The sequence below is a fragment of the Paraburkholderia sp. BR10141 genome (assembly GCF_056155635.1).
The window spans coordinates 264,353-289,327 of record NZ_JBMIQH010000002.1; the positions used below are offsets into that span (position 1 = coordinate 264,353).

A 24,975-nucleotide genomic window follows, 5' to 3' on the forward strand; every position below is an offset into this window, starting at 1 on the left:
GCTAACCTTGAACCGAATATCCACCGTCTACCGGAATGACCGCGCCAGTCATGAAGTCGCATTCGCTTGAACAGAGCGCCACGGCAATGCCGGCAAGGTCCTCGGGCTTGCCCCAGCGCCCCTGAGGCGTGCGGCTCAAGATGCCCGCTTCGAGGTCAGGGAAAAGCCGTTTCGCCTCGGCGGTCAGATCGCTTTCGATCCAGCCAGGCAGCAACGTGTTGACCTGAATGTTATGAGGTGCCCATTCAACAGCCCACGCTTTGCCGAGCTGCACGATTCCGCCCTTGCTGGCCGCATAGGCCGAACCGTAGGTCGTGCCGAACAGGGAGAGCATCGAGCCGATATTGATAATCTTGCCGCCACCTGCGCGCGTGAACGCACCGTGAATAGCCTGAGCGCAGAAATGCGCGCCGCTCAGGTTCGTATCGACAATCTGGTGCCATTCCTCGGAGCCTAGCTCGTGCCCTTGCTTGCGGATATTCATGCCAGCGTTGTTTATAAGGATATTTAGACAACCGAAATGCTGCTCGGCCTGCTCGATCGCCTCAGTGCACTCACCTTGATTCGTGATGTCGGCTTGAATGAAATGGCCGTTTGCACTACCGCCTGACAGCGATTCAATTGCAGCACGGCCTTTCCATCGATCGCGACCAATCAGCACAACACGCGCACCAGCCGCAACCATGCCGCGAGCGATGCCGAGCCCAATGCCGCTCGCTCCACCCGTAACGACCGCCACCTTTCCTGAAAGGTCGAACATTGTTGTCTCCTTTTTAAGTTTGAGATACGAACCGGGAATGAGGATAGCCGAGCAGGATTCGGTACGGTGCAGAGAGCTTGCACGACATTTTTCGTGGGCGAGCATTCATAAAACGCATGCTTGGCGACGTGCAAATTTGCGATTGAATCGCCTCGGGAGTTCCGGGGACTATTTTGCTCGAGTCATGCTACGGAGGCAGACCCATTGAATTTCGCATAATCGGCTTTTGCCTCGTCAGGCGTATCGTTCCCGACCAGTCCGAATGCGCGGCGATGCAACGATGACCGTCGTAACGCTCTACGGATATTTCGTGGCGCCGATTTGTGAACCCGGCATTGTGTTGCCGAGCGAGTGTCTACCGCAGATCTTGGCCGACGACTCTTCGCGTGCGAATGTTCGCTGCCGCTTCGCCCGCTCACCACGGAAGACTAGTGAGAGTTAGCAGTCCGGTACGAACTCGCCGTGCGCTTCATGAGCAACTCGTGCTTTCCGATCGGACGAGTGTCGGGCCTTGTGGGATATGCGCATCACGGGACGTTCACGAACTGGTTCGTCGGGCGTTTCGGCATGACGCCGCGCGCCTGGCGCAATAACCGCATGGGATGGTTGTGCTGATCATCAGGTAATTTTTTGGGAAGCGGTAGCAAGTGTCCGTTACTTGGGCCGGTGCCGCCGTTCGAATGTCCGCGCCGAACCGACGCCCAGTGTCTGTTCATGGCCGAACCCGGTCCCACACGTCCGGCTGAGTTCGTTAAGGGTTATTCGATGCCTGCCATCGGTCACAGGAATGTGACGGTGCCTCCGCGCGTGTCGGCAGGCGTCGAATAAGCCTCGATGGAGGAAACCGCGGAGTGCCCCGAAGCGCTTGAAGTCTTCGCGGCTATGGCGATTGATAGGCCAGGATGCTCAGCGGTGCCGGATGCGGTGCGTTCAGGCGGGATGTCGGGTGGGCACTGACGCGGTGACGAAGCGGTGCTGAGGTGCGATCGCGATGATGACGCGGGCTTGGGAGGCGCTTGGAGAAGCGACTCGCGCAAACGTTCGCTCGTGGGCCGCGTTGCCGCAGAGCCGACGTTCGACAGGCGGATCGAAGAACCGCGATGCTCATGTCTGCCTCCGCCGCATCGGTGGTGCCCGGATCGGGGCTGCGCGCGAGGATGTCGATGACGATCATCGGTGCGCCGCAGTGCCGGCAGATGAAGACGGGCCGGGTTGCGATGACGCTGTCGTCCGCTAACGGGCTGATTTCGGGTGCAACATGCAGCAGATCGCGCACCTTCGCGAGCCTGGCGCGGCGCACCGGGTTGGCGAGCAGTCCGTAGTGACGGATTCGATGGAAACCACCGGGCAGCACATGGAGCAGGAAGCGGCGTATGAATTCGCCGGCCTCCAGCGTCATGGTCTTGTAGCGGGTGTGTCCCTTCGCGCGGTAGTCCTTCCAGCGGAACGTCACGCCGCGCTCATCGAAGGCGACGAGGCGCTGGTTGGAGATGGCAACGCGGTGCGTGTAGCGTGAGAGGTACTCGAGCACCGCCTTCGGCCCGGCAAACGGGCGCTTGGCGTAGACCACCCATTCGCAGGCACGCAGCGGCGCCAGCCACCGGGCAAAGGCAGCGGGATCCGCGAGCCCGGTGTACTCGCCGAAGAACTGCAGCTGGCCATGCCGGTGGGCCACTTCGAGCGCGTCGAGGAAGCGACGTCGGAACAGACGCGACAGGGCGCGCACCGGCAGGAAGAAGCCGGGCCGGCACGCGATCCAGCGCTCGTCGTCGGGTGAGAGTCCGCCGCCGGGTACGATGCCATGCACATGCGGGTGATGCGTGAGCGCCGAGCCCCAGGTGTGCAGTACGAGCGTGGCCCCGATCTGGGCCCCAAGATGCTTCGGATCCGCAGCGATGGTACGCAGCGTGTCGGCGGCGATGTCGAGTAGCAGGCCGTAGATGATCCGTTTGTTGTACCAGGCGATTGCGCTGATGGGTGCAGGCAGGGTGAAGACGACGTGGAAGTATTCGACGGGTAGCAGACCGGCCTGGCGTGCCTCCAGCCAGCGGTGTGCGGCGCTGGCCTGGCACTTCGGGCAATGCCGGTTCCGGCACGAGTTGAAGGACACCTCTGTCCTCGCGCAGCCTGAACAGCGCAGCAGATGTCCGCCCAGTGCCGCCGTGCGGCACCGTTCGATGGCCGACATGACCTTCAGCTGCCCCAGGCTCAGGTGTGCCGTGGCTCGCCACGCTGGCCCGTGGCTGCGGAAGATGTCCGCAACCTCCAGCATGAGGCGCTACAGCGCGCGGGCCTACCCGGGAGGCAGACGGTCCAGCGGACTGGTGACCTCGTGCAGCAGGTCGGTAGCGACCTGGACATAGAGCGCGGTGTTCTCGAGCTTCGCATGGCCGAGCAGCACCTGGATTACGCGGATGTCCACCTTTTGTTCGAGGAGATGTGTCGCGAAGCTATGCCGCAGCGTGTGCATGGACACGCGCTTGTCGATCTGCGCGGCCTCGGCAGCGGCATGGATGGCGCGGTTCAGTTGCCGCGTGCTGAGCGGGTCGACGGGATCGAGCCCAGGAAACAGCCACCCGCCATCGAGCATCTTGCCCTGCGCCCGCGCCACGTGCCACCACACACGCAGGCGCTCGAGCAGCACCGGCGAGAGCATCGCATAGCGATCGCGGCGGCCCTTGCCCTGCTCGATACGCAGTGTCATGCGTTCGCTGTCGACGTCGGTGACCTTCAGTGCTACCACTTCGCTGGCGCGTAGCCCCGCGCCGTACGCGACCGACAGCGCGGTCTGGTGCTTCAGGTTGCCGGCCGCCTCGATGAGTCGTCGCACTTCACCAGGACTGAGCACGACGGGTAATACGCGGGGCACGCGAACTGGTTGCATCCTGACCATCAGCTCGGGCCGGTCGAGCGTGACGGTAAAGAAGAACCTGAGGCCGGTGATCGCGTGGTTCAGCGACACGGCCGATATGCCATGGTCGACCAGATAGAGCTGGTAGCGCCGAGGTCCTCGACGGTGGCCGTGTCAGGTGAGCGTCCGAGAAACCGGGCGAACTCACGCACGATGTGCAGATAGATGTCCTGCGTCTTGGGAGCAAGCTGGCGCATGCGCATGTCGTCGATCATGCGCTGGCGCAGCGGGCTGGCGTTTGCTGGTGAGGAGGTCATGATTCGGCTCCTGTTGAGGAACGAGGCGGATTGCCTCATTCGCCAACATAAAACCGCGTGACCGGCCTCTCCCTGACCTCCAGCGTCGGACCGTAGCCCCTACCGCGCGAGCGGTTTAGTCCAGCCGACCCGTTGCTGCCGGTCAAGTCGTCGGAGGTGCGACGGCTGCTCTCAGAGTCCAACCGTCATTCGCTCGCTATCGTCTGGCCTTAGCTTGTCGGCCATTGCGGTCATCCACGGGTCATGCGGCTCGAACTCGGCGAACGGCCGGCCCTGCTTCGAGCCTTCCCGCTCGTCAGACCGTCTGCCAGTCAGGCTCTGCTGGCACGTCGCACGACCTCGTAGCTGCGGATTGTTTCGAGGGACGCTGTGCGTGACGCGTTGGCGACAGCGTCACCGGCTTCTTCGCCGCATCCAGGACCCGCTCCCGACCCGCTGTCGCGACGAAGGATGTGCCCATTGAGCGGTCCTCACCAACCTTGAAAACGGCCACGGCTTGACGCAACGCCTGCGCCTGTTGGGCCATCGACTGTGCCGCGGCCGAGGCTTCCTCGACCAGGGCGGCATTCTGCTGGGTCACTTCATCCATCTGCGTGACGGCCTGATTGACTTGCTCGATGCCGGTGCTCTGTTCTTCGGACGCCGCCGCAATCTCGCTCATGATGTCACTTACGCGCTTGACCGACTGAACGATTTCGCTGATCGTACTGCCTGCTTCCTCAACGAGTTGCGAGCCGGTGTCGACCCGAGTGACCGACTCGCCGATCAGTTCCTTGATTTCCTTGGCTGCCGTCGCGCTGCGCTGGGCGAGTATGCGGACCTCGCCGGCGACGACGGCAAATCCGCGTCCCTGTTCACCGGCTCGGGCTGCCTCGACCGCGGCATTGAGGGCAAGGATGTTCGTCTGAAACGCGATACCTTCAATCACGCTAATGATTTCGGCGACCTTGGCCGAACTTTCCGTGATCCTGTGCATCGTGTCGACCACGCGCCCCACGACTTCTCCTCCGCGCTGCGCGTAGCCCGACGCCGTACTGGCCAACACGGTTGCCTGCTTCGCGTTATCGGCGTTTTGACGCACCGTGCTCGTCAGTTCTTCCATGCTCGAGGCAGTTTCCTCGAGCGAAGCGGCCTGCTCTTCGGTGCGCTGCGACAAATCAGTGTTGCCCTGAGCGATTTCGCCCGCCGCCACCGAGATCGACTCGCTGGAAGTCTTGATGCCCTGCACGATACGAGTCAGCTGGTCTTTCATGGCGCCAAGCGAGAACATCAAGCTCGAACGGTCTCCGGACTTCAGCTGCAACGCGACGCGCAGATCACCCGCTGCGATGTCGCTGGCCAGCGCAGCTGCATCGCGAGGCTCCCCGCCAAGCTGTTTCGCAATGCCACGGGCGATGATCAGCGCCACGCCCAGCGCAACCGCAGAAGCCGAGACGATCAGGGCGATCACCAGCACGATTGCGTGCGAATAGGCCTGACCGGCTGCCTCGCCTTCCTTGGCCGCCCCAGCCTCGTTGACGGCCACGATCGTCCCGATATCCTTTTCCATCGCGTCACGAAGCGTGCCCGATTGTCCCTGCATCAGCGCCATCGCTTCTGCCTGTTTGTTCGCTCGTCCGAACGCACGGATCTGCTGGTCGACTTCGAGATACTTCGACATGAGCGTCTGGATATCGGCATACGCCGTCTTCTCTTCCGCCTCGGTAATAAGCTTCTCGTACTCGGCCGATGCGCGCCGGTAGTCTGCAAGGCCGGCGTCGATCCGGGCGTCCGCTTCCTGGCTTGCGGACGGCGTCTGGGCACCGGACGCGCGGTATTCGGCGAGGCTAATCGCACGCAATCCCGCTTGCATCTGCAAGCTGCTGCGCACGCTGGGCAACCAATTATCGCGGAGTTGGGCAACGTGATCGTTTTCACTGCTGACTTCGAATACGCTGAACGCGCCCAGTCCCACCAACAAAACGATGACCGACGAGAATCCCAGGATCAGCTGCGTGACCACCTTAAGGTTTTTGAGAGATTGCACGGTTGACGCCTCGCGTTGAGAAGAAATCGGCGGCCAAAGTTCGACTGGCCCGGAGGAAGCAAATTGAATCAGCTGACCTTCGTATCGGCAGCGAACTGCCAGCCTTAAGGAAATTGCGGGATTTCCCCTAAATGCATACGTTAGATGAATCTTTTCAGCTTCGGGGATTCAGGCTACGCTTGCAGCCGCCCCTCGGTCTCACGCGAAAGGCATAACAGCGGGGCGTTTTCAGGTTTCCGCCGGTTGCCCGGAACGACCGGATTACTTTAGCCGGTTGCGTACGTCAAGAACTGCTCGCCGGGAAATGCCGCTCCCCGTTGCTGCTGCAGAATCTCCGGGAAACGGCAATTGTCGAGCATTCCTGCTCTGTCTCCAGAGGTCATGTCTGGACGTCATGGCTGGCTCACCGAGCCACCTTAGGCAGCCTGAAACTCTTGCCGGTAGGCGAATAAGCCAGGCAACCCTCCGGTCATGACAAAGAGCATGTTTTTATCTGACGCATAACGACCTGACGTGACACCTTCAATCAGCCCCGCGAAGGCTTTACCGCTATACACAGGATCGAGCAGTAGCCCCTCTTGCGAGGCAAGCAACCGGACGGCGCCGCGCATCGAGTCCGTTGCTAATCCGTAGCCTGGGCCGAGTTGCGATGAGTCGACGCGAACGGCATCGGGCGAGAAGGTAGCCGACTATGGGTTTACCGAGCGGGACATCTTCGGACGCCGGAGGGGCACGCGTGCGACGCCCGGCGGGGGCGTCGTGCCTCCCAAATATCGTGATCCAAAGACGGGCGCGACTTGGTCGGGCAGGGGACGAGCCGCCTAACTGGATCAAGGACGCGACCACAGCAGACCCGAAGCGCGCCGCTACACCGCACATCGATCTGACCAGGCAAGGTGAGGGTCATCATTCATCACGCGGGGTACTCCCCGCGTTAAGACCGACGAGAATGGCCCGCCCCGCTTCATCCCTTGGCTTCTGAATGCCCCCACGTACGTGCGGGATTGTCGCAAGTGGTCACAATTTCATCGGTGGCTGGCCTGTCGTGTGTCAGGCGTGCGCGGCTGCCTATGGGCAAAATCCCTTGAAAACAGCAGACGCTGAAATTCTGTGCAGAAGCATGCTCCTCGTAAACGACAGGATTTCCTCGCGATGCGCTTCAAATGCTATCGGCAAACCATGAACGGTCGGCGCGTCGGGCTCCAAAATGATCCTCGATCGCCTCGGGTGAAATTTCGCAGATCACCTGCAGGATGAATGAACGGGACTGTCGGGTCGCCCGGAACGGATTGGATATCGGAACGCAGCAGACGAGTGTTCCGGCGGTTTTCTGATTGGCCGGTTCTGCGATCCCGCGGGAGAGCCTGATCGCCGCGCGGTCAACGGTCGTCCGTGATGCGCTCGACGTCGCAGTCGCCGATCCTGTCTATCGCGTTTAGCAGCGCATTGAGTGCCAATGGTTTGGTGACGATCTCGTCGACCTTGCCGGTGAAAGCCGGCGCGTCCTTCGGCCACACCAGTGTGATGATACGTGGTCTTTCGATGCAGGTCTCAAAGCCCTCTATCAGCAACATGGAGGCGCCACGAGCAAACGGTGTGACATCGACGACGATCAGTTGCGATGGTTCGAGCCAGACTTCGTGCCAGGTGTCGAAGGCACGCGCCTTCGACCGCCCGTAACCCTTCAGGTCGAGCAGCACGGCTAACGAATCCCGGACCCACTTGTCGTGCCCAACAATCACGATCGGTCCGGATAGCGGCGCTAATTTCGGTACTCCATGGGCGGCTGACTTGCGTAGTGGGCATTCGCTGCGCAGCCACTCCAGTCGGGACAGATAATAACGGTCCTGCGCCCTCGCAAGCCCAGTGAGGGACGTCGCTGAATCGTGCTCGAGGCGTTCCAGGTCTTGTGTCGCTCTGTTTAGCTCAGCGACCGCAGCATCGAATGCGAGCGTGTCTTCTGGCTTGAGCATGGGGATGTCGCGTAGGAAATCTAAAGAAGGAGATGTGGACCACCATGCCGTTTCCGGACGATCACCCGTCAGTTCATCGAGTTCAGCGAGGCTGACGCGCGGATCCGATAGCCTGCAGGCAGCGGTTCCCTGATTCTTCCCGGAGCGCGTCCAGACGGACCAACAGGGCGTGCGCCTCGTCCTCCAGCGTTGCGGGCAGCCCTGAAGTTCCTCGCACGCCATTGATCCGCGCGCGCCAGTAGTCCGGCGACATCACTGGCGTTGACTTCGCGCCATCGTTCTCCATAAGCAGATGCTCAAGCTGCAAAATCATGGCGCGGATGTGAGCGAGTTCCTGCGCCACATGCTCGTTCGGATGCATATGCGGCTCCATTGCGACCGATGATGCGCGCACCACGTGAAACCCGCATGACTAATGGTTCCAGTCGACCAGCCAGGGAACGTCCGGCCTGCGGGATCCCCACGGAATTGACTGCCAGCGTAGCCTCGGCCATACGCGTGATATGGCCGCGTAAGGCGAGTGAAATCCGAAACAAGGTTCGCAGACGATTGCCGCTCAGCGCTTCCCGGCGATTGCCTGAAGCACCGTGTCACCGTCACGGGTAAGGCGTGGTCGTTGGCCTCCAGAGGCAAGCTGTTCCAGAGCAACCAGCTGGTGTTCCAGCAAGGTGTCAAGCTCTTCGCGGTCCAGATCGATCTGCTCAGACGCGGCCTTGACGAGCATCAGGGTAGCGAATTCGTGAGGGCTTAGCATTTACGTGTCTCCGTATTCTCTCTGGATTGGGCGTTGACTGTGAGCATCTATTACCGATGACGCATCAGCACATCCGCATTGGCAATTATTCCAGGTCTTTTTTTCCGACATTGCGAATTCGATGCCTTCAAGGCCGGAGCACAAATATTAATTCTGAATTCGAGGGGAAACGAATTAAAAGAAAATATGGAGCACTGGCCACAATAGAGCACACTGGCTGGACGTATTTGCATCGCGGAGCGCCCCGAATCTGATGGGCTGTTGGAGGGATCTCCCCGCGCAATGGCGCGCATAGCAGGATCGTTTATCACAAATAGTCAGACAATGATTCTGCGAATGGCATGCAGCCGCCCGTCGGTCAATCGCAATACGCCGCTCACGTTCAAAGTCAGCATGATTCGATTTAAATGGTAATGCTATTTTCGAGCGGCATATATTGAAGAGGTGAAACGTCCAGAGACAAAGGGGCGGCGCTACCGACAGCGAAGTGCTATCGTTATCTTCAGACCATGCTTTCCTGTCATGCCGATCAACCAGCGGGAACGGGTGCCAAAATGGAAAAGAAAAACGCAGAGCGCCTTCAGGCCGGATGCACCGTGTCGAACCTGATTGACCAGGATATCGCACATATCCGGCACGCGATATCGGTCTCGCTCGCAAGAGATCTTGCCGGGCCGGCCTTTCCTGCAAGCTACTGGTGCCATAGGCTGCATGCCCTGCTCGATACCGGCCGCGTCAACAAAAGTCAGCTGGGCGAGATAGACAGCCTGCTGCTCATGCTCGATCTGAACGAACTGAATCTTGCCGCGGCTGCCTGCGCTTTTGCAGCCAGGAAAGATCCCGGCGAGACGGACGTCTGAATCACTGATCAGATCGCACTCGCATTGCTTCAGTTCGAGCGTATTTGGGTCGTCACATTCGCAGGTGACGCGTTTGGGGTGTGCACGCAGTGCGCGGGGCGTCGCTCAACTGTTGTCGACTATCGGCAGCAGTGCCTGCCGGTCGGCGGGTTTCGTGAAGTGACCCGTGAAGTCTTCCGGCAGCGGCCCGTGTGTTATCCCAGGTTGCCGTCAATTTCCGCCAGTCCAGCATCGGGAATCGCGACGTCTTGTCGGACGAGCCACACGCCATCAGCTCATCCGCCAGAGCATAAGTGGCGGGGCCCTCGTGGCCGGAGCGGATGGTCGAAGCAGCCTTGATATAAAGTACTGCTTACGGCAAACCGAAGAGAACCGCTCTGCGGGCTAAGTGTCGCTAACAAAACTGCTTCGTGAGTTCACGAACGGCGGTTGCATAGCAATGGCACAGTACAATGAGAACCCGTCACTACGACCGAGATAACTATGTCCCTTTGTGTTACGTGCCTATGTGGCAAGATTTCCGTCAACTTGCACGGCAGTCCGGCGGCACGTGCGAACTGTCACTGTGCGTCATGCAGGAGCTTTTATGGGACGTCCATGTTTTCTGCAACAGCTTGGGCGGCTGATGCAATCAGCATTGACGGCGCAGGCCGGACTTTCAAACATCCAGAAAAGCAGTTGACGAAAGCATTTTGCGACGTCTGCGGCGAAGTGATGTTCGGTACCAATCGCCTGGGAATGCGCGTGGTTCCAAATGCATTGGTTGCCCGCGCTACCGATGGGAAGCTCGATGCGGCCTTGGCTCCAACAATGCACCTGTTCTATCGCCAGCGTGTAGTTGACGTTTCGGATGATTTGCCGAAGTATCTCGACGGCTGGGATGGTCCCACGTATGCGCGATAACAGGTCATCGGCAGTGGCGCTCAAGATGCCGGGAACAAATGATGCAGCACGCCAGCATTAACAATGCTGTGTGAGTCTCGATACTTCGCTCGAACCGGATACTGCCCGCTCCTTCAATGCCTGCCAGCATCGCGGGTATCGGCGTGCTGTTTGTCGGGATCGGATTGGCACAGTACTTCAAACATATGCGGCCAGAGATCTTCGAGCGACTGGGTCGAAGCCATAAGGCTTAACTCTGTTCATAGACAGGGCGATCACGTTTCGCCTTGTCTTCTGCGGTTGCGTGTTCCCTTCGATCCCGAGAAGCTTTCGGGGTCTTTTTTTAAGCTGATTTTGCTAATTGACAACTGAATTTTGCTGCCGAACAGAAATGAAAATATCCACGGCTGAGTCAGATCAGTCTATTTCATAGAAAACCTTAGATTCACAAATTCATCTCAAACTATGGCTGTCGAGACAGGGATTGAAAATAAGAAGCGGGCAGCGACGCGGGCCTCATTTTCCTCGCCGGAATCAGCGTCGCGACTTGGGCCCCGTTAGTGCCGTACGCAAAAACCAGGCTCGACGTCGATGAGGCCGTTTTCGGATCGCATACACCGACGGCTTTGGATGCCGGAGCACTCGGCACTGACGTCGCGCCCGCGCGTGAGGAAGAAACTGCCACGCAGGTTGCCGGGCACACACGTGGCAAGCGCGGACGCAAGCCGCTGGATCAGAATCTGCCGCGCGAGATCGTGCGGCACGAATTGCCCGAATCGGACCGCTTCTGCGCGCATGACGGCGATTCGCTGGTTGAGATCGGTGTCGAGACCAGCGAGCAGCTCAATGTGATTCCCGAACAGGTACGCGTCATCCAGCATCAGCGCGTGAAGTACGCGTGCCCCTCCCGTGGGGGTAGATCCGGGGGTAACCGGTCATCGCCGCATCGCCCATACCCTTATGGGACGGGCCTGAAAGGCTACTATGTGAATCCAGTACGGCCCCCATCAAACCGGGGGTTGTGCGCCGCAGCGGCGTGCGCAAACTCGCGCCGGTCCTTGAAGCCTGTCGCTATCGTCCATGAGACTTCGCTCGTGACATGCTGCGGGGCCTCTTGAAATTTCCGTTCCATGCGCTATTTTGTTCATCGCTCAGGCAGTCGCGACAAGCGCTGCGTGTTTCGATTTGTTTGTCGGCGGGGTTTCCCACGGACAGGCGGACTGGAGCGCGTGGTTCCATTCGTCCTCCGTGTCGGCCCCGGTTTTCCAGGAGCCAGTCATGAGCGATCCCTTCTTCAGCACCGATCTGCTGGGCGAATTCGACCGCCTGCAACGGCAGATGGCCAGCCTCTTTCCAGCCTTTCCCGCAAGCCTGCGCGCCACGCGCAGCGAGACGTTTCCACTACTCAACATCGGCAGCACCGACGACAGTGTCGAGATCGTAGCGTTTGCGCCGGGGCTCGATCCGGCGGCGATCGACGTCTCGATTGACAAAGGACTGCTGACGATCAGCGGCGAACGCAGGCCGCCCGAGCGGCAAGCGGGGGACGATACGCGCGTGTATGCCAGCGAACGCTTCATGGGCGCATTCCGGCGCGTGATCGAGCTGCCCCGGCACGCGGATCCCGGGAACGTCAATGCGCGCTATGGAAATGGTTGCCTGACCATCAGCATCGGACGTTCCGAGGCGTCGAAGCCGCGCGCGGTCACCGTGCAGTGAGCACGGTGAACCATAGATCACGGAGGACACCATGAACGACAGCACTGAACTGACCACCGGTGCGGCGCGCAACGACATCGCCGACCATGAGCGCGGCGGACCCGCGAAGCAGTCCACACGCCTCACGCCCGCCGTCGACGTGTTGGAGGACAGCAGGGGCATCACGCTATATGCGGACCTGCCGGGGGTACCGCGCGAGAAGCTCGATGTGCGGGTACAGGACGGCAATCTGACGATCGAGGCCGAGTCGGTGATTCCGACACCATCCGGGCTGAGGCTGCAGCATGGCGAAGTTCGCCACCCGCATTTCCGCCGCGCCTTCGCGCTCAGCCCGGACTTCGACGTTTCGCGCATCGACGCGCAACTGCGCGATGGCGTGCTCATGCTGACGATTCCTCGCCGTGAGGAAGCGAAACCCCGTCGTATCGAGGTGAGCGTTGGCTAGGTACATTGCACACGAATGTTTCCGGTCGTGCGGCGCGGGCCGCCGGGTCCGCGCCGTTTCGGCACATGCGACCTCAGACAACCATGGACGATACACGCAATCAGAACTGGAAAGGCTTCGCGATCGAAACCAGCGCTATTGCTGTGCGGCACTGCGTACTTCCGCAGGGATCAGGCAGGTACATGGCCATTGTGCGTATCCGGCGCGGCGAGCAGACGGTCGAGGACTGGCACCTGCCGTGCGTCGCACAGCGCTGGGCGAGTGCGGAAGACGCACATCGGGAGACCGTCGAGTACGCCATCCGCGCGATCGATGCGGGACGCTTCGCCGGCACGGAAAGCTTCGCAGAGACGAGGCGACCGGAATCACCCGGGTGAAGCGACGGAGGCTGAATGAGGCGTACATCGTGCTGTCTACCGGCTTGCCACGGCCTCTGGATCGCCGGGCTGCCAACCACCGCCAAGCGCCTTGAAGGCAGCGACGGCTGCGCGGGCCGATTCCGTTTGCGCCTGCACCCGCTCGTCGGATGCGCGCAGTAGATTTTCGTCGGCCTGCAGGACTTCAATCAGGCTGACGACACCTTTTTGATAGGCCGAAAACGAAGCGGCTCGTGCCCGACCAAGTGAGTTCACTCCCTGGGTGAGCACCGCGGCCTGTTCCTCCCGCTTGACGAGCGCTGAAAAGGCGTTTTCCACATCTTCCGTGGCATGCAGTGCGGCGAGCCGATACGCGGCCAACATCTCGGCGTCCTGGCCCCTGGCCTGCGCGATTTGTGCATTGATGCGGCCGAAATCGAACAGACGCCAGCGCAGACCCAACACCCCGGCCGCCTGACTGGCGCCGCCAGTGAACAGATTGCCCGCGGCCATTGACGTTGCGCTCCCGATCAGTCCGCTCAGCGAGAATTTCGGGTAATACTCGGCGATGGCCACTCCGATACGCGCGTTCGACGCAGCCAGGCGACGCTCGGCCACGATCAGGTCGGGTCGGCGCCTGAGCAACTCTCCCGGCGTTCCCGTGTGCGCGATCCGCGGGGCGGGCGGGATGTCCCCAGCATCGACCAGTTCGGCTTGATGGGTGCCGGGCTGTGAGCCCAGCATCACATCCAGTGCGTTCATGGCCGCGTCCAGTGTCGTCTCCAGGACAGGGATGGATGCCTGCACCTGGGCCAGCGCACCCTCAGCCTGGCTTACCTGAAGATCGGCCGCCAGTCCTTTTCCATACAGAAGCTTGATGGTCGAAAGCAGATCCTGTTGCGTTTGCACCTGCCGCCGGGCCACCTTCAGACGGGCCTGCAATCCGCGAATCGTGATGTAAATATCGGCAGTCTGCGCCGCCACAGCCAGGCGCGTGGCCACCGCGCCGGCTTCCGAAGCCTGATACTCGGCGAGTGCCGCTTCCCGCCCGCGACGCAGGCCACCGAACACATCCAGTTCCCAACTCGCGCTGAAATTGGCCTCGTAGTCGTTGCCGTAGCGGTCGAATCCGGGCGTTGAATTCAGGACGCGCCCCAAGGGCGTTTCGACAGATTGGTAGACTCGCGCCGCCTGGCCGCTGACATTGCCTGAAGGCAGCAGCGCGGCATTCGCTGCGCCGAGTCCTGCGCGCGCCTGCGAGACGCGCGCGGCGGCCTGCTCGAGGTCCAGGTTCTGTTCCAGCGCGAGCGCGACGAATCGTGTGAGTTGCGGATCGCCGAAACCCGTCCACCACGTGACGAGGTCAGAACTGGCCATCGCGTGCCGGTGATCCACTGCGTCCTGGCCCTGGAACTGCCCGGGCATGGCTACACTGGGCCGGACGTAATCAGGGCCCACGGCGCAGGCTGTCGAGAGGCCGGCAACGATGATCGCGGCAAGCATGTGATTGGGTAGCATGAGCGTCTTCGCAGGGTTACTGTGGTGACCATAATACCAAATGGTCACTGGTTGTCTATTGTTGTATGCTTATCCCCATGAAAAACGCCACCACTCCTCCCATCACGACTCGCGGCCCCGCTGACCACGAGGTACGAGATCAGATCGTTGCCGCCGCCACCGAGCACTTCAGCCGGTATGGCTACGAGAAAACGACGGTCTCCGATCTCGCCAGGGCGATCGGGTTTTCCAAGGCCTACATCTACAAGTTTTTCGAGTCCAAGCAAGCCATTGGCGAGATGATTTGTGCGAACTGCCTGCACGAGATCGAAACCGAGGTCAGGGCGGCCATCGCCCAGACCGATCTGCCGCCGGAGAAGTTGCGGCGAATGTTCAGCGTCTTCACCGAGGCGAGCCTTCGTCTGTTTTTCCAGGACCGCAAGCTCTACGAGATTGCAGCATCAGCGGCCACGGAGAACTGGCAGGCCGTGGTTTCGTATGAGGCGCGCGTCCAGAAGCTGCTTCAGGACATCCTGCAGGAGGGCCGGCAGAGCGGGGACTTCGAGCGCAAAACGCCGCTCGATGAGACCGCGATGGCGATCTATCTGGTCATGCGCCCCTACCTGAACCCGATGCTCCTGCAGTACAGCTTCGATTACACGAAGGTCGCGCCCGCGCAACTGTCCAGCCTCGTGCTCCGCAGTCTGTCGCCTTGATGGAAATTTCGTTTGTGACCATTGACTAAATTGGTCACAAGAACCACAATGAAAGCCCCGATTCCTCCATCAATGGGACTTTCATGCTCCGGCGTCGCCTCGCTACCTCTGCAGTCGTCTATGCACTGCCACTTGCGCTAGCCGCCTGCGGCGACAAAGCGCCTTCCGATCCGCGCACCGAGACGCCCCTGGTGCGCACCGCCATCGCCGAGGCCGCGATCCCCGCGTCCCGTTCGTTTACCGGAACCGTCGCCGCACGCGTGCAAAGCGACCTGGGATTTCGCGTCTCCGGCAAGGTGCTGGAGCGGTTGGTGGATGCCGGGCAAACCGTCAAACGCGGCCAGCTGCTGATGCGCGTCGACCCCATCGACCTCAAGCTTGCCGCGCAGGCCCGGCAGGAGGCGGTCACCGCTGCACGGGCACGGGCGCAGCAGACCGCGCAGGATGAGGAGCGCTATCGCGACCTGCGCGGCACGGGTGCGATCTCGGCTTCGGCCTACGACCAGGCCAAGGCGGCCGCCGATGCAGCCAGGGCGCAGCTCAGCGCGGCCGAGGCTGACGCCGACGTGGCGCGCAACGCGACGGGCTATGCCGAGCTGGTGGCGGACGGGGATGGCGTCGTGATGGAAACGCTGGCCGAGCCGGGTCAGGTCGTCAGCGCCGGACAACCCGTGGTGCGCCTGGCCCACGCCGGGCGGCGCGAGGCTGTCATCCAGCTACCGGAAACCCTGCGCCCCGCCATCGGTTCGGTCGCCCAGGCCACCCTGTTCGGCAACAGCGGCGTGAGCGTGCCAGCCACGCTGCGCCAGCTCTCGGATACGGCAGATCCGCGTACCCGCACTTTCGAAGCGCGTTATGTCCTGCAGGGTGCGCTGGCCGACGCGCCGCTGGGCGCAACCGTCACGATCGAGATACCGGACGCACGCGTGGCGCTCCAGGGCGGCTTGCAGGTGCCGATCGGCGCGCTGCTCGACGCGGGCAAAGGGCCCGGCGTATGGGTCGTCAACGGCGAGCCGGCCAGGGTTGCATGGCGGCCGGTCACGGTCCTTCACCTGGACGACGACAGCGCTCGCGTCTCCGGTACGTTGAAACAGGGCGAGCGCGTCGTCGCGCTAGGTGCCCAGTTGCTGCGCGAAGGTGAACAGGTCCGGATGTCCGGCCAGGCCGTCGTAGTGGCGAACCAGGGAGCACGTCCGTGAGCGAAGGCCGATTCAACCTGTCGGCGCTCGCCGTGCGCGAGCGCTCCATCACCCTGTTCCTTATCTGCCTGATCTCGCTGGCCGGACTCCTGTCCTTCTTCAAGCTGGGTCGCGCCGAAGACCCGGCGTTCACCATCAAGGTGATGACCATCATCACCGCGTGGCCTGGCGCCACCGCGCAGGAGATGCACGATCAGGTGGCGGAGAAAATCGAAAAGCGCATGCAGGAACTGCGCTGGTACGACCGGACCGAGACCTACACGCGGCCTGGCCTCGCCTTTACAACGCTGACGTTGCTCGACAGCACCCCACCGTCGGAGGTGCAGGAGGAGTTTTACCAGGCCCGGAAAAAAATCGGCGACGAAGCCGCCAACCTTCCGGCTGGCGTGATCGGGCCGATGGTCAACGACGAATACGCGGACGTCACCTTCGCACTCTTTGCGCTCAAGGCCAGGGGCGAACCGCAACGCCGGCTCGTGCGCGACGCCGAGTCGCTGCGCCAGCGGTTGCTGCACGTGCCGGGCGTGAAGAAGGTCGACATCATCGGCGAGCAGGCCGAGCGCATCTACGTCCAGTTCTCACATGATCGGCTGGCAACGCTCGGTGTCGGCCCGCAGGACGTGTTCGCCGCGCTCAATGGCCAGAACGCCCTGACGCCAGCCGGCTCCGTAGAGACCAAAGGACCGGAAGTGTTGATTCGCCTGGACGGCGCCTTTGACAAGCTGCAGAAGATCCGCGATACGCCCGTCGTCGTGCAAGGTCGCACGCTGAAGCTGTCGGACATCGCCACTGTCGAGCGCGGTTATGAAGATCCTGCAACCTTCATGATCCGCAACAACGGCGAACCGGCCTTGCTGCTCGGCATCGTCATGCGCGACGGCTGGAACGGGCTCGATCTCGGCAAGGCACTGGACAGCGAGGTCGGCGCAATCAATGCCGGGCTGCCGCTGGGAATGAGCCTGACCAAGGTCACCGATCAGGCCGTCAACATTCATTCGGCGGTCGACGAGTTCATGCTCAAGTTTTTCGCCGCTTTGCTGGTGGTCATGCTCGTGAGTTTCGTGAGCATGGGCTGGCGCGCGGGCCTGGTGGTGGCCGCCGCCGTGCCGTTGACGCTGGCCATCGTATTCGTGGTCATGGCCGCGACAGGCAAGAACTTCGACCGCATCACCCTGGGATCGTTGATCCTGGCGCTGGGCCTGCTCGTCGACGACGCGATCATCGCCATCGAAATGATGGTGGTGAAGATGGAAGAAGGCTATAGCCGCGTGGCCGCCTCCGCCTATGCCTGGAGCCACACCGCCGCGCCGATGCTCTCGGGCACGCTGGTGACGGCGGTCGGCTTCATGCCCAACGGCTTCGCACGGTCCACCGCGGGCGAATACACGAGCAACATGTTCTGGATCGTCGGCATCGCGCTGATCGCATCCTGGGTCGTCGCTGTGGTCTTCACGCCGTACCTCGGCGTGAAGATGCTGCCCGACTTCAAACAGGTCGAAGGCGGCCACGACGCGATCTACGACACGCCCCGCTACAACCGCTTCCGTCAGCTGCTCACGCGTGTCATCGCGCACAAATGGCTGGTCGCCGGTTCGGTCGTTGGCCTCTTCGCCCTGGCCATCCTCGGTATGGGCGTGGTCAAGAAGCAGTTCTTCCCGATCTCCGACCGTCCTGAAGTGCTGGTCGAGGTGCAGATGCCCTATGGCACCTCCATTTCCCAAACCAGCGCCGCGACCGAAAAGGTGGAGGCGTGGCTGGCAAAACAAAAGGAAGCCAGAATCGTCACGGCTTACGTCGGGCAAGGTGCGCCGCGCTTTTACCTGGCCATGGGGCCGGAGCTGCCCGATCCGTCGTTCGCCAAGATCGTGGTCCGCACGGACAGCCAGGACGAGCGCGACGCGTTGAAGCAGCGACTGCGTCAGGCCATCGCCGACGGTCTCGCCCCGGAAGCGCGCGTGCGGGTCACGCAACTCGTGTTCGGGCCGTATTCGCCGTTTCCCGTCGCCTATCGCGTCACCGGTCCGGACCCGGACAAGCTGCGCGCAATCGCGGCTGAAGTTCAGCAGGTGATGGAGGCCAGTCCGATGATGCGCACGGTCAACACCGACTGGGGCACGCGCTCGCCCACGCTGCACTTCACGCTGCAGCAGGACCGTCTGCAGGCGGTGGGGCTCACCTCCAGCGCCGTCGCGCAACAACTGCAGTTCCTGCTCACCGGCGTGCCCGTCACCGCCGTGCGTGAGGATATTCGAAGCGTGCAGGTCATCGCGCGTTCGGCCGGCGATGTGCGTCTCGACCCGGCCCGGCTCGGCGACTTCACGCTGGCCGGGGCCAACGGGCAGCGCATCCCGCTGTCGCAGGTGGGCAAGGTCGACGTGCGCATGGAGGAGCCGGTCGTGCGCTGGCGCGATCGCGTGCCGACGATCACGGTACGCGGCGACATTGCCGACAACCTGCAGCCACCGGACGTCTCAACGGCCATCACGCGGCAGCTTCAGCCGATCATCGCGAAGCTGCCCGGCGGCTATCGCATCGAGCAGGCGGGCTCCATCGAGGAATCGGGCAAGGCGACGACCGCCATGTTGCCGCTGTTCCCGATCATGCTGGCGATCACGCTGGTCATCATCATTTTCCAGGTTCGCTCGATTTCCGCGATGGTGATGGTGTTCATGACGAGCCCGCTCGGCCTGATCGGCGTGGTGCCGACGTTGATCCTGTTCCGGCAGCCTTTCGGCATCAACGCGCTGGTCGGCCTCATCGCGCTGTCGGGCATCCTGATGCGCAACACGCTGATCCTGATCGGGCAGATTCATCAGAACGAACATGCCGGGCTGGATCCGTTCCATGCGGTTGTCGAAGCCACCGTGCAGCGCGCCCGCCCGGTGATCCTGACGGCCATGGCGGCGATCCTCGCCTTCATCCCGCTGACCCACTCGGTGTTCTGGGGAACGCTCGCCTACACGCTGATCGGCGGTACGTTCGCCGGGACGATTCTCACGCTGGTGTTCCTGCCGGCGATGTATTCCATCTGGTTCAAGATCCGCCCCGGCACTTCCGCGGGTTCGCACAAGAGCCGGGATAACCAGTCATCGCAGTCGGAACCGGTGACGCAGGATGCGCTCGACGCGCGCACTTAAAACATCATCAATTTCACCTGAGGGGAGCTGTTCATGTCGAAATCCACCGTTGTCGTTGTGACCGGGGTGTCATCGGGTATCGGACGCGCCACCGCCGAGAAGTTTGCCGGCCGGGGTTGCCGCGTATTGGGTACCGTGCGCAGCATCGCAACAGCGGTGCCTGTCTCCGGCGTCGAGCTCGTCGAGATGGACGTTCGCGACGATGCATCGGTCCGGGCCGCAATCCAGTCCGTCATCGAACTCGCCGGGCGAATCGATGTGCTCGTCAATAATGCGGGAATGAGCCTGATCGGTGCCGTGGAGGAAACTTCGGCTGCCGAGGCCGTGTCGCTGTTCGATACCAATGTATTCAGCATTCTACGCACGACGCAGGCGGTACTCCCTCACATGCGGGAACAGCGTGGCGGAAGGATCGTCAATGTCAGTTCGGTGCTTGGCTTCCTTCCCGCCCCCTACATGGGTCTCTATTCGGCGTCCAAGCATGCCGTCGAAGGGCTGACCGAGACCCTGGACCATGAGGTGCGCCAGTTCGGCATACGCGCAACGCTGGTCGAACCGTCCTTTACCAGGACCAACCTGGACACCAACGCCCCTCTGGCAAGCTCGAAAATCGCCGCCTATGATCGCGAGCGTAGCCTTGCATCGAGCGCAGTCGTCAAGAGTGTCAAAGGCGCCCCCGCGCCCGACGGCGTAGCGAACACGATTGTCGAAGCGGCGCTTGGGAGCTGGCGCATGCGTCGCACACCGGCGGGTGAGGCCTCTCTGTTGAGAAAATTGCGACGCTTTATGCCCACCGGCCCCGTCGATTCAAGCTTGAGGAAAACGTTCGGACTCCTGTGAAGCCGTACCATCAGCCAGCCCGAGTTCCTGCGCTTTCCGCAATGCCGGGATGGGTGATGTTTGATTGATCGGAACGTTTGCGAACCTCGCGACGCATGTTGGACAAGCTGCCCGTTCGCCGCGACGCCCGAAGCCATGTGAGGCGCATCCTTGCGAGTCAATAGACGCGCAATCAGTGCCATATGAACAGTGCGGCGATCGATGCGACAAGCAGCAATACGCCGAGAAGCAGCCACCTGTTGGGTGTCACGAGTGGCACCCCCGTCGTCGGTCCGGAAGTCGTGAGAGCGCCACCTTAGACGGAGGGTGGATGCAGGCGTGAGCGAAGTGCACGACTGCCGGTACACTCGGCGTGGGCCGCATGAGCGGTTTCCTTGGGTGGACACCATTCCATCGTGCCAGATATCCCAACATATGGGAATATTGTTCTGGCGTGAGAGTGCCTCTCAGGACTGGCACCTGCAGACCCAGTTTGCATCTCGTCTGGCTGACGTGACGGAGCTGTCGCTCGCATAGTCTCGCAGCGCTTGCACGACGTGACCTGGTGCTTGTGTTCCCGTTCACATGCCACCCGGTTGATCCAGGATCACGGCATGCGCGTTCGCTTTCGTTGGGGCGCCCCGCCTTCGAACTGGTGCAAACTGTGTGTCGCGATGCCGCCAAACGGGCCGGGGTGGCGCGTGCGGCGCAACCCGAGCGTCGGCCTTGATGACAGTTTTCTCTCGCCGGGTTTCCTGTGCCGCATCCTTTACGTAGCCGTGCAGCGAACTCCGTCCCGGCACGGCGATGAAATCAGGGCGCGTGGGCGGCGCGTCGACGAAATGCAACGGATCGACTTGCCGACAGCATGCAAAATGGCGAAGGTGCCATTTCGACTGTCGTCGCGAAGCGCGAAGCGCGGCGGGCTCCGCCGCGCTTCAGGCAGTGCGGGGACGTCATTGTGCAAAAGAGGGGACCAGCATGGCCGAATCGCAAAAGCTGACCGTAGTCTGGGAGACGACAGACTGGGCGGCCCGATGGATTGACTCAACTTCCGACTATGCGATTTTTGCGCTGACGACCGACGGACGCGTTGCGAGCTGGAACCCCGGCGGCGAGTCGGTCTACGGATATGCCCCCGAGGAAATTCTGGGGCGTCCACTATCCATCTTCTATACGGACGAGGACCGTCGCGACGGTGTACCCGAGGATGTACTGCGCGAGACACGGGAAACCGGTCGCAGCGAAGCCGAAGGCTGGCGCTCGCGCAAGGACGGGAGTCTCTTCTGGGCAAGTGTGATTCTCACGGCACTGCACGATCCTGCCGGGCAACTGCTTGGTTACGGCAAGATTGTGCGCGACATGAGCGACAAGAAGCGGGCGCACGACGCGGTGGTCGAAAGCGAGCGGCGATTCCGGATGCTGGTAGACGGCGTCACGGACTATTCCATATTCATGCTGTCGCCCGATGGGCGCGTTACAAACTGGAACCAGGGTGCACGGCGAATCAAGGGCTATGCGGCACCTGAAATCATCGGCTCCCATTTTTCGCGTTTTTATACGCCCGAGGATGCCGCGGCAGGGCTGCCGCAGCGCGGGCTCGAAACGGCCGCGCGCGAGGGTCGCTTCGAATCCGAGGGCTGGCGCGTGCGCAAGGACGGCAGCCGCTTCTGGGCGCATGTAGTCATCGATGCGATTCGCGACAACGACGGTGCGCTGGCCGGTTTCGCGAAAATCACGCGGGATGTTACCGAGCAGCGCGAGACGGAACGCGCGCTCGACGAAACGCGCATGGCGCTGTACCAGTCGCAGAAAATGGAGGCGATTGGCAAGCTCACTGGCGGTGTCGCGCATGACTTCAACAACGTGCTGCAGGTCGTGCGCGGGAATCTCGAGCTGATCGAGAGCAGGCTCAGTCGCGACAGCCAGATACAGGAGCGCCTCGACAAGGCGATCGACGCCGTAGAGCGCGGGGCCAAGCTCGCTTCGCAATTGCTCGCGTTCGGGCGGCGGCAGCCGTTACAGCCGGTTGTCATCAATCTGGCAACGGCACTGCGCAACATGGACGACATGCTGCGCCGCGCGCTCGACGAAACCATCCAGGTCGAAACCGTCGTGGCCGGTGGTCTGTGGAACACCTATGCGGACGTCCATCAACTCGAAAACGTCATTCTGAATCTTGCGATCAACGCCCGCGACGCGATGCCCGACGGCGGGAGGCTGACGCTCGAACTCGGCAACACAATGCTCGATGACCGTTATGTGGCCGGACTGCAGGACGTTCCAGCGGGACAATACGTTCTGCTGGCAGTGACGGACACGGGAGTGGGAATGTCCCCCGACATACTGGCGCGGGCGATTGACCCGTTTTTCACGACAAAGCCGGAAGGCTACGGAACAGGCCTGGGTCTGAGCATGGTCTACGGCTTCGTCAAGCAGAGCGGCGGCCATTTGCGACTCTATAGCGAAGTCGGCCAAGGCACTACCGTCAAGGTGTATTTGCCGCGCTCGACGGGGAGTGCGATCGAGCGTCCGTCGCCCGTCAGCACACCGCTGCGCGGTGGCAGGGAAACCGTGCTCGTCGTGGAAGACGATGCGAAGCTGCAATCGACCGTTGTCGACATGCTGGGCGGCCTTGGCTACACGGTGCTCAAGGCTGACGACCCACAACAGGCGCTGGCCATCATCCGTAGCGGCGTGCATATCGACCTGCTTTTTACGGACGTCGTGATGCCGGGTCCGCTGAAGAGTCCGGACATGGCGCGGCAGGCTTGCGAGACGCTGCCTCAGCTAAAGGTGCTGTTCACCTCCGGGTACACCCAGAACGCCATCGTGCATGGCGGGCGGCTGGACGAGGGCGTTGAACTCCTCAGCAAGCCGTACAGCCGCGACCAGCTCGCGCGGAAGATCCGCCGCCTGCTTGGCTCGCCCGGCATCGATCTCGAAGTGGTCGAGGAAGGCGAGCGCGAACAAGGGTTGGCCCCCGGCTCATTGCGCGTACTGGTGGTCGACGACGACGCGGGCTCGGCCGATGCCGTGGGCGCGCTGCTCGAAATGCTTGGACATTGCCCTCAGTTGCACAAATCGGCCGAGAGCGCCGACGAGGCACTGCGCAAGCAGGAGTTCGACGTATTGCTGACGGACATCTCGTTGCCTGGCATGTCAGGCGTGGATTTCGCCCTGAAAGCCGTGCGCGAACGGCCCCATATTCGCGTGATATTTGGATCGGGCTCGAGCGTTCCCCCAACCGGGCAGCTGCCTTTTTCATGGCGCGAACTGCGCAAGCCCTATACGGCTGACGACCTGCGCGGGGCACTTTCCTGACGCTTCACCCACTCTCGCGGCACTGCAACGTTGTCCACTAGCCGGGAATGAACATGCCCACGGCCGCAGCCGCCATGAATGCCGTTGCGATCCAGCCGCCCGCTTTCAGCAGCCCGGATATCGCGAACTTGCCCATCACGCGCCGGTTGGTACCCATCAGCATGACCACGACCATGACAGGCACGGCCGCCAGTCCGTTGACGACGGCACTCCAGTACAGCGCCTTGACCGGATCGAGGTGGCAGAACGTGATGGCGGTGCCGCCGAGGATGGCCAGGGCGATGACGGCATAGAACTCACGCGCAAGAGTGAGGTGCAGAGAAAGGCTGCTGCGCCACCGGAACGCGCCAGCAGCCCCGTACGCCGCGGAGCCGGCCAGAACAGGCAGCGCGAGCAGGCCTGTGCCGACAATGCCGGCGGCAAAGATGTATGCCGCCAGATGGCCTGCAACCGGTTCGAGGGCTCTCGCTGCATCGGCGGATGTCTGGATTTTTATGTGATGCGTGTAGAGCGTCGCGGCGGCCGTCAGCATGATGAAGAATCCCACTCCGTTCGAGACGGCCATACCGATCCAGGTGTCAGCCGTGATCCGGTCTATGTGCCGGTAGGCCCGGAACGATGAGATCCATCGCAGCGGCCGCTCGCCAGGCTTCGAGCGCATTTCTTCGACTTCCTGTGACGCCTGCCAGAAGAACAGGTACGGGCTGATGGTGGTACCAAGCACGGCCACAACGGTGGTGAGATACTCGCCAGAAATATTGGCGCGCGGCCAGACCAGTGAGACGGCGACCTTTGTCCAGTCGACCGGGACGACGAACGCGACCGCGACGTAGGCGAACAACGCCAGGGTCAGCCACTTGAGTAGGCGCGCATAGCTCTCATAGGGCAGCGTAATCTGAATGATGGCAGAGAGCACGCCAATGGCAACGACATAGAGATGCTCGGGGCCAGGAACGAGAAGGTGGATCGCCGCGCCCATCGCGGCGAGATCTGCTGCGATGTTGATGGTATTGGCCACGGCCAGCAGCAGCACCAGCACGACGACGAGCCATTTCGGACCGAACGCGCGCATGTTCGAGGCGAGTCCCTTGCCCGTGACGCGGCCGATGCGCGCGCTCGTCATCTGGATGGCGACCATGAGCGGATAGGACAGCAGAAGCGTCCATAGCAGCGTAAAGCCGAACTGCGCACCCGCTTGCGAGTACGTCCCGATGCCGCTCGGGTCGTCGTCCGCCGCGCCGGTCACAAGGCCGGGGCCGAGGCGCGACAGCCAGGAGCGTTCCGTGCGGTCGGTGACCGCGGCCTCGGGCTCGAGATGGTCCTGTTCCAGATCCTTTTCG

18 protein-coding genes and 5 pseudogenes are annotated in these 24,975 nt (G+C 61.9%); 13 read left to right on the forward strand and 10 right to left on the reverse strand.

What is annotated here, in order from left to right; translation table 11 throughout:
- Position 1: 1 nt before the first annotated feature.
- Positions 2–760 carry an SDR family NAD(P)-dependent oxidoreductase gene (locus ACOJB8_RS03820; RefSeq protein ID WP_368730114.1) on the reverse strand — a complete coding sequence of 253 codons (759 nt, stop codon included), beginning with the start codon at positions 758–760 and terminating at the stop codon, positions 2–4.
- 444 nt (positions 761–1,204) lie between these two features.
- Here ACOJB8_RS03820 and ACOJB8_RS03825 point away from each other — a divergent pair.
- Positions 1,205–1,375: pseudogene (locus tag ACOJB8_RS03825) on the forward strand (helix-turn-helix domain-containing protein); the annotation flags it as partial.
- Positions 1,376–1,895: 520 nt separating this feature from the next.
- Here ACOJB8_RS03825 and ACOJB8_RS03830 read toward each other — a convergent pair.
- The 4 genes and pseudogenes from ACOJB8_RS03830 to ACOJB8_RS03845 form a co-directional block, all read right to left on the reverse strand.
- Positions 1,896–3,032: pseudogene (locus tag ACOJB8_RS03830) on the reverse strand (IS91 family transposase); the annotation flags it as partial.
- Between the two features lie 21 nt (positions 3,033–3,053).
- Positions 3,054–3,928: pseudogene (locus ACOJB8_RS03835) on the reverse strand (site-specific integrase).
- A 295-nt stretch (positions 3,929–4,223) separates the two neighbouring features.
- The gene (locus ACOJB8_RS03840) at positions 4,224–5,954 is read right to left on the reverse strand and encodes a methyl-accepting chemotaxis protein (protein WP_475011069.1); all 1,731 of its coding nucleotides are present in this window, start codon (positions 5,952–5,954) and stop codon (positions 4,224–4,226) included.
- Between the two features lie 416 nt (positions 5,955–6,370).
- Positions 6,371–6,565, reverse strand: coding sequence for a D-cysteine desulfhydrase (locus tag ACOJB8_RS03845; RefSeq protein ID WP_428996029.1), 195 nt, complete (start codon positions 6,563–6,565; stop codon positions 6,371–6,373).
- 67 nt (positions 6,566–6,632) lie between these two features.
- On the opposite strand from ACOJB8_RS03845, the pseudogene ACOJB8_RS03850 reads away from it, so the two are divergent.
- Positions 6,633–6,795, forward strand: a pseudogene (locus ACOJB8_RS03850) (H-NS histone family protein); the annotation flags it as partial.
- 538 nt (positions 6,796–7,333) lie between these two features.
- On the opposite strand, the gene ACOJB8_RS03855 reads toward ACOJB8_RS03850, so the two are convergent.
- The 3 genes from ACOJB8_RS03855 to ACOJB8_RS03865 form a co-directional block, all read right to left on the reverse strand.
- Positions 7,334–7,927: a response regulator receiver protein gene (locus tag ACOJB8_RS03855; protein WP_475011070.1), complete on the reverse strand. Its 594-nt coding sequence runs from the start codon at positions 7,925–7,927 to the stop codon at positions 7,334–7,336.
- Between the two features lie 82 nt (positions 7,928–8,009).
- Positions 8,010–8,288, reverse strand: coding sequence for a hypothetical protein (locus ACOJB8_RS03860; protein ID WP_475011071.1), 279 nt, complete (start codon positions 8,286–8,288; stop codon positions 8,010–8,012).
- Positions 8,289–8,483: 195 nt separating this feature from the next.
- The gene (locus ACOJB8_RS03865) at positions 8,484–8,681 is read right to left on the reverse strand and encodes a hypothetical protein (protein WP_475011072.1); all 198 of its coding nucleotides are present in this window, start codon (positions 8,679–8,681) and stop codon (positions 8,484–8,486) included.
- A 554-nt stretch (positions 8,682–9,235) separates the two neighbouring features.
- On the opposite strand from ACOJB8_RS03865, the gene ACOJB8_RS03870 reads away from it, so the two are divergent.
- The 6 genes and pseudogenes from ACOJB8_RS03870 (at position 9,236) to ACOJB8_RS03895 (ending at position 12,964) form a co-directional block, all read left to right on the forward strand.
- A complete protein-coding gene (locus ACOJB8_RS03870; protein ID WP_475011073.1) occupies positions 9,236–9,541 on the forward strand; it encodes a hypothetical protein in 306 nt (101 codons plus the stop codon).
- A gap of 477 nt (positions 9,542–10,018) precedes the next feature.
- On the forward strand, positions 10,019–10,444 hold the full coding sequence (locus tag ACOJB8_RS03875) for a GFA family protein (RefSeq protein WP_475011229.1): 426 nt from the start codon (positions 10,019–10,021) through the stop codon (positions 10,442–10,444).
- Positions 10,445–11,052: 608 nt separating this feature from the next.
- Positions 11,053–11,328: pseudogene (locus tag ACOJB8_RS03880) on the forward strand (IS66 family transposase zinc-finger binding domain-containing protein); the annotation flags it as partial.
- A 373-nt stretch (positions 11,329–11,701) separates the two neighbouring features.
- Entirely contained in the window at positions 11,702–12,142 is a 441-nt protein-coding gene (locus ACOJB8_RS03885) for an Hsp20/alpha crystallin family protein (protein WP_475011231.1), read from the forward strand.
- Positions 12,143–12,173: 31 nt separating this feature from the next.
- Entirely contained in the window at positions 12,174–12,587 is a 414-nt protein-coding gene (locus tag ACOJB8_RS03890) for an Hsp20/alpha crystallin family protein (RefSeq protein WP_069263045.1), read from the forward strand.
- A gap of 83 nt (positions 12,588–12,670) precedes the next feature.
- Complete coding sequence (locus ACOJB8_RS03895) at positions 12,671–12,964, forward strand: DUF6566 family protein (RefSeq protein WP_342949726.1); 294 nt, start codon at positions 12,671–12,673, stop codon at positions 12,962–12,964.
- Between the two features lie 36 nt (positions 12,965–13,000).
- On the opposite strand, the gene ACOJB8_RS03900 is transcribed toward ACOJB8_RS03895, so the two are convergent.
- Positions 13,001–14,461: an efflux transporter outer membrane subunit gene (locus ACOJB8_RS03900; protein WP_368618343.1), complete on the reverse strand. Its 1,461-nt coding sequence runs from the start codon at positions 14,459–14,461 to the stop codon at positions 13,001–13,003.
- A gap of 77 nt (positions 14,462–14,538) precedes the next feature.
- On the opposite strand from ACOJB8_RS03900, the gene ACOJB8_RS03905 reads away from it, so the two are divergent.
- The 5 genes from ACOJB8_RS03905 to ACOJB8_RS03925 all read left to right on the forward strand — a co-directional run bounded on the left by ACOJB8_RS03905 (position 14,539) and on the right by ACOJB8_RS03925 (position 23,635).
- A complete protein-coding gene (locus ACOJB8_RS03905) occupies positions 14,539–15,156 on the forward strand; it encodes a TetR/AcrR family transcriptional regulator (protein WP_069263048.1) in 618 nt (205 codons plus the stop codon).
- Positions 15,157–15,239: 83 nt separating this feature from the next.
- The gene (locus tag ACOJB8_RS03910; protein ID WP_475011074.1) at positions 15,240–16,355 is read left to right on the forward strand and encodes an efflux RND transporter periplasmic adaptor subunit; all 1,116 of its coding nucleotides are present in this window, start codon (positions 15,240–15,242) and stop codon (positions 16,353–16,355) included.
- On the forward strand, positions 16,352–19,492 hold the full coding sequence (locus ACOJB8_RS03915; protein WP_475011075.1) for an efflux RND transporter permease subunit: 3,141 nt from the start codon (positions 16,352–16,354) through the stop codon (positions 19,490–19,492). Before ACOJB8_RS03910 ends, ACOJB8_RS03915 begins: the two co-directional genes overlap by 4 nt.
- A gap of 33 nt (positions 19,493–19,525) precedes the next feature.
- A complete protein-coding gene (locus ACOJB8_RS03920; RefSeq protein WP_368618341.1) occupies positions 19,526–20,332 on the forward strand; it encodes an oxidoreductase in 807 nt (268 codons plus the stop codon).
- Positions 20,333–21,292: 960 nt separating this feature from the next.
- The gene (locus ACOJB8_RS03925) at positions 21,293–23,635 is read left to right on the forward strand and encodes a hybrid sensor histidine kinase/response regulator (RefSeq protein ID WP_069263052.1); all 2,343 of its coding nucleotides are present in this window, start codon (positions 21,293–21,295) and stop codon (positions 23,633–23,635) included.
- Positions 23,636–23,672: 37 nt separating this feature from the next.
- Here the strand turns inward: ACOJB8_RS03925 and ACOJB8_RS03930 are convergent, their stop codons facing one another.
- Positions 23,673–24,965 carry an Nramp family divalent metal transporter gene (locus ACOJB8_RS03930; RefSeq protein ID WP_342949799.1) on the reverse strand — a complete coding sequence of 431 codons (1,293 nt, stop codon included), beginning with the start codon at positions 24,963–24,965 and terminating at the stop codon, positions 23,673–23,675.
- Positions 24,966–24,975: the final 10 nt, after the last annotated feature.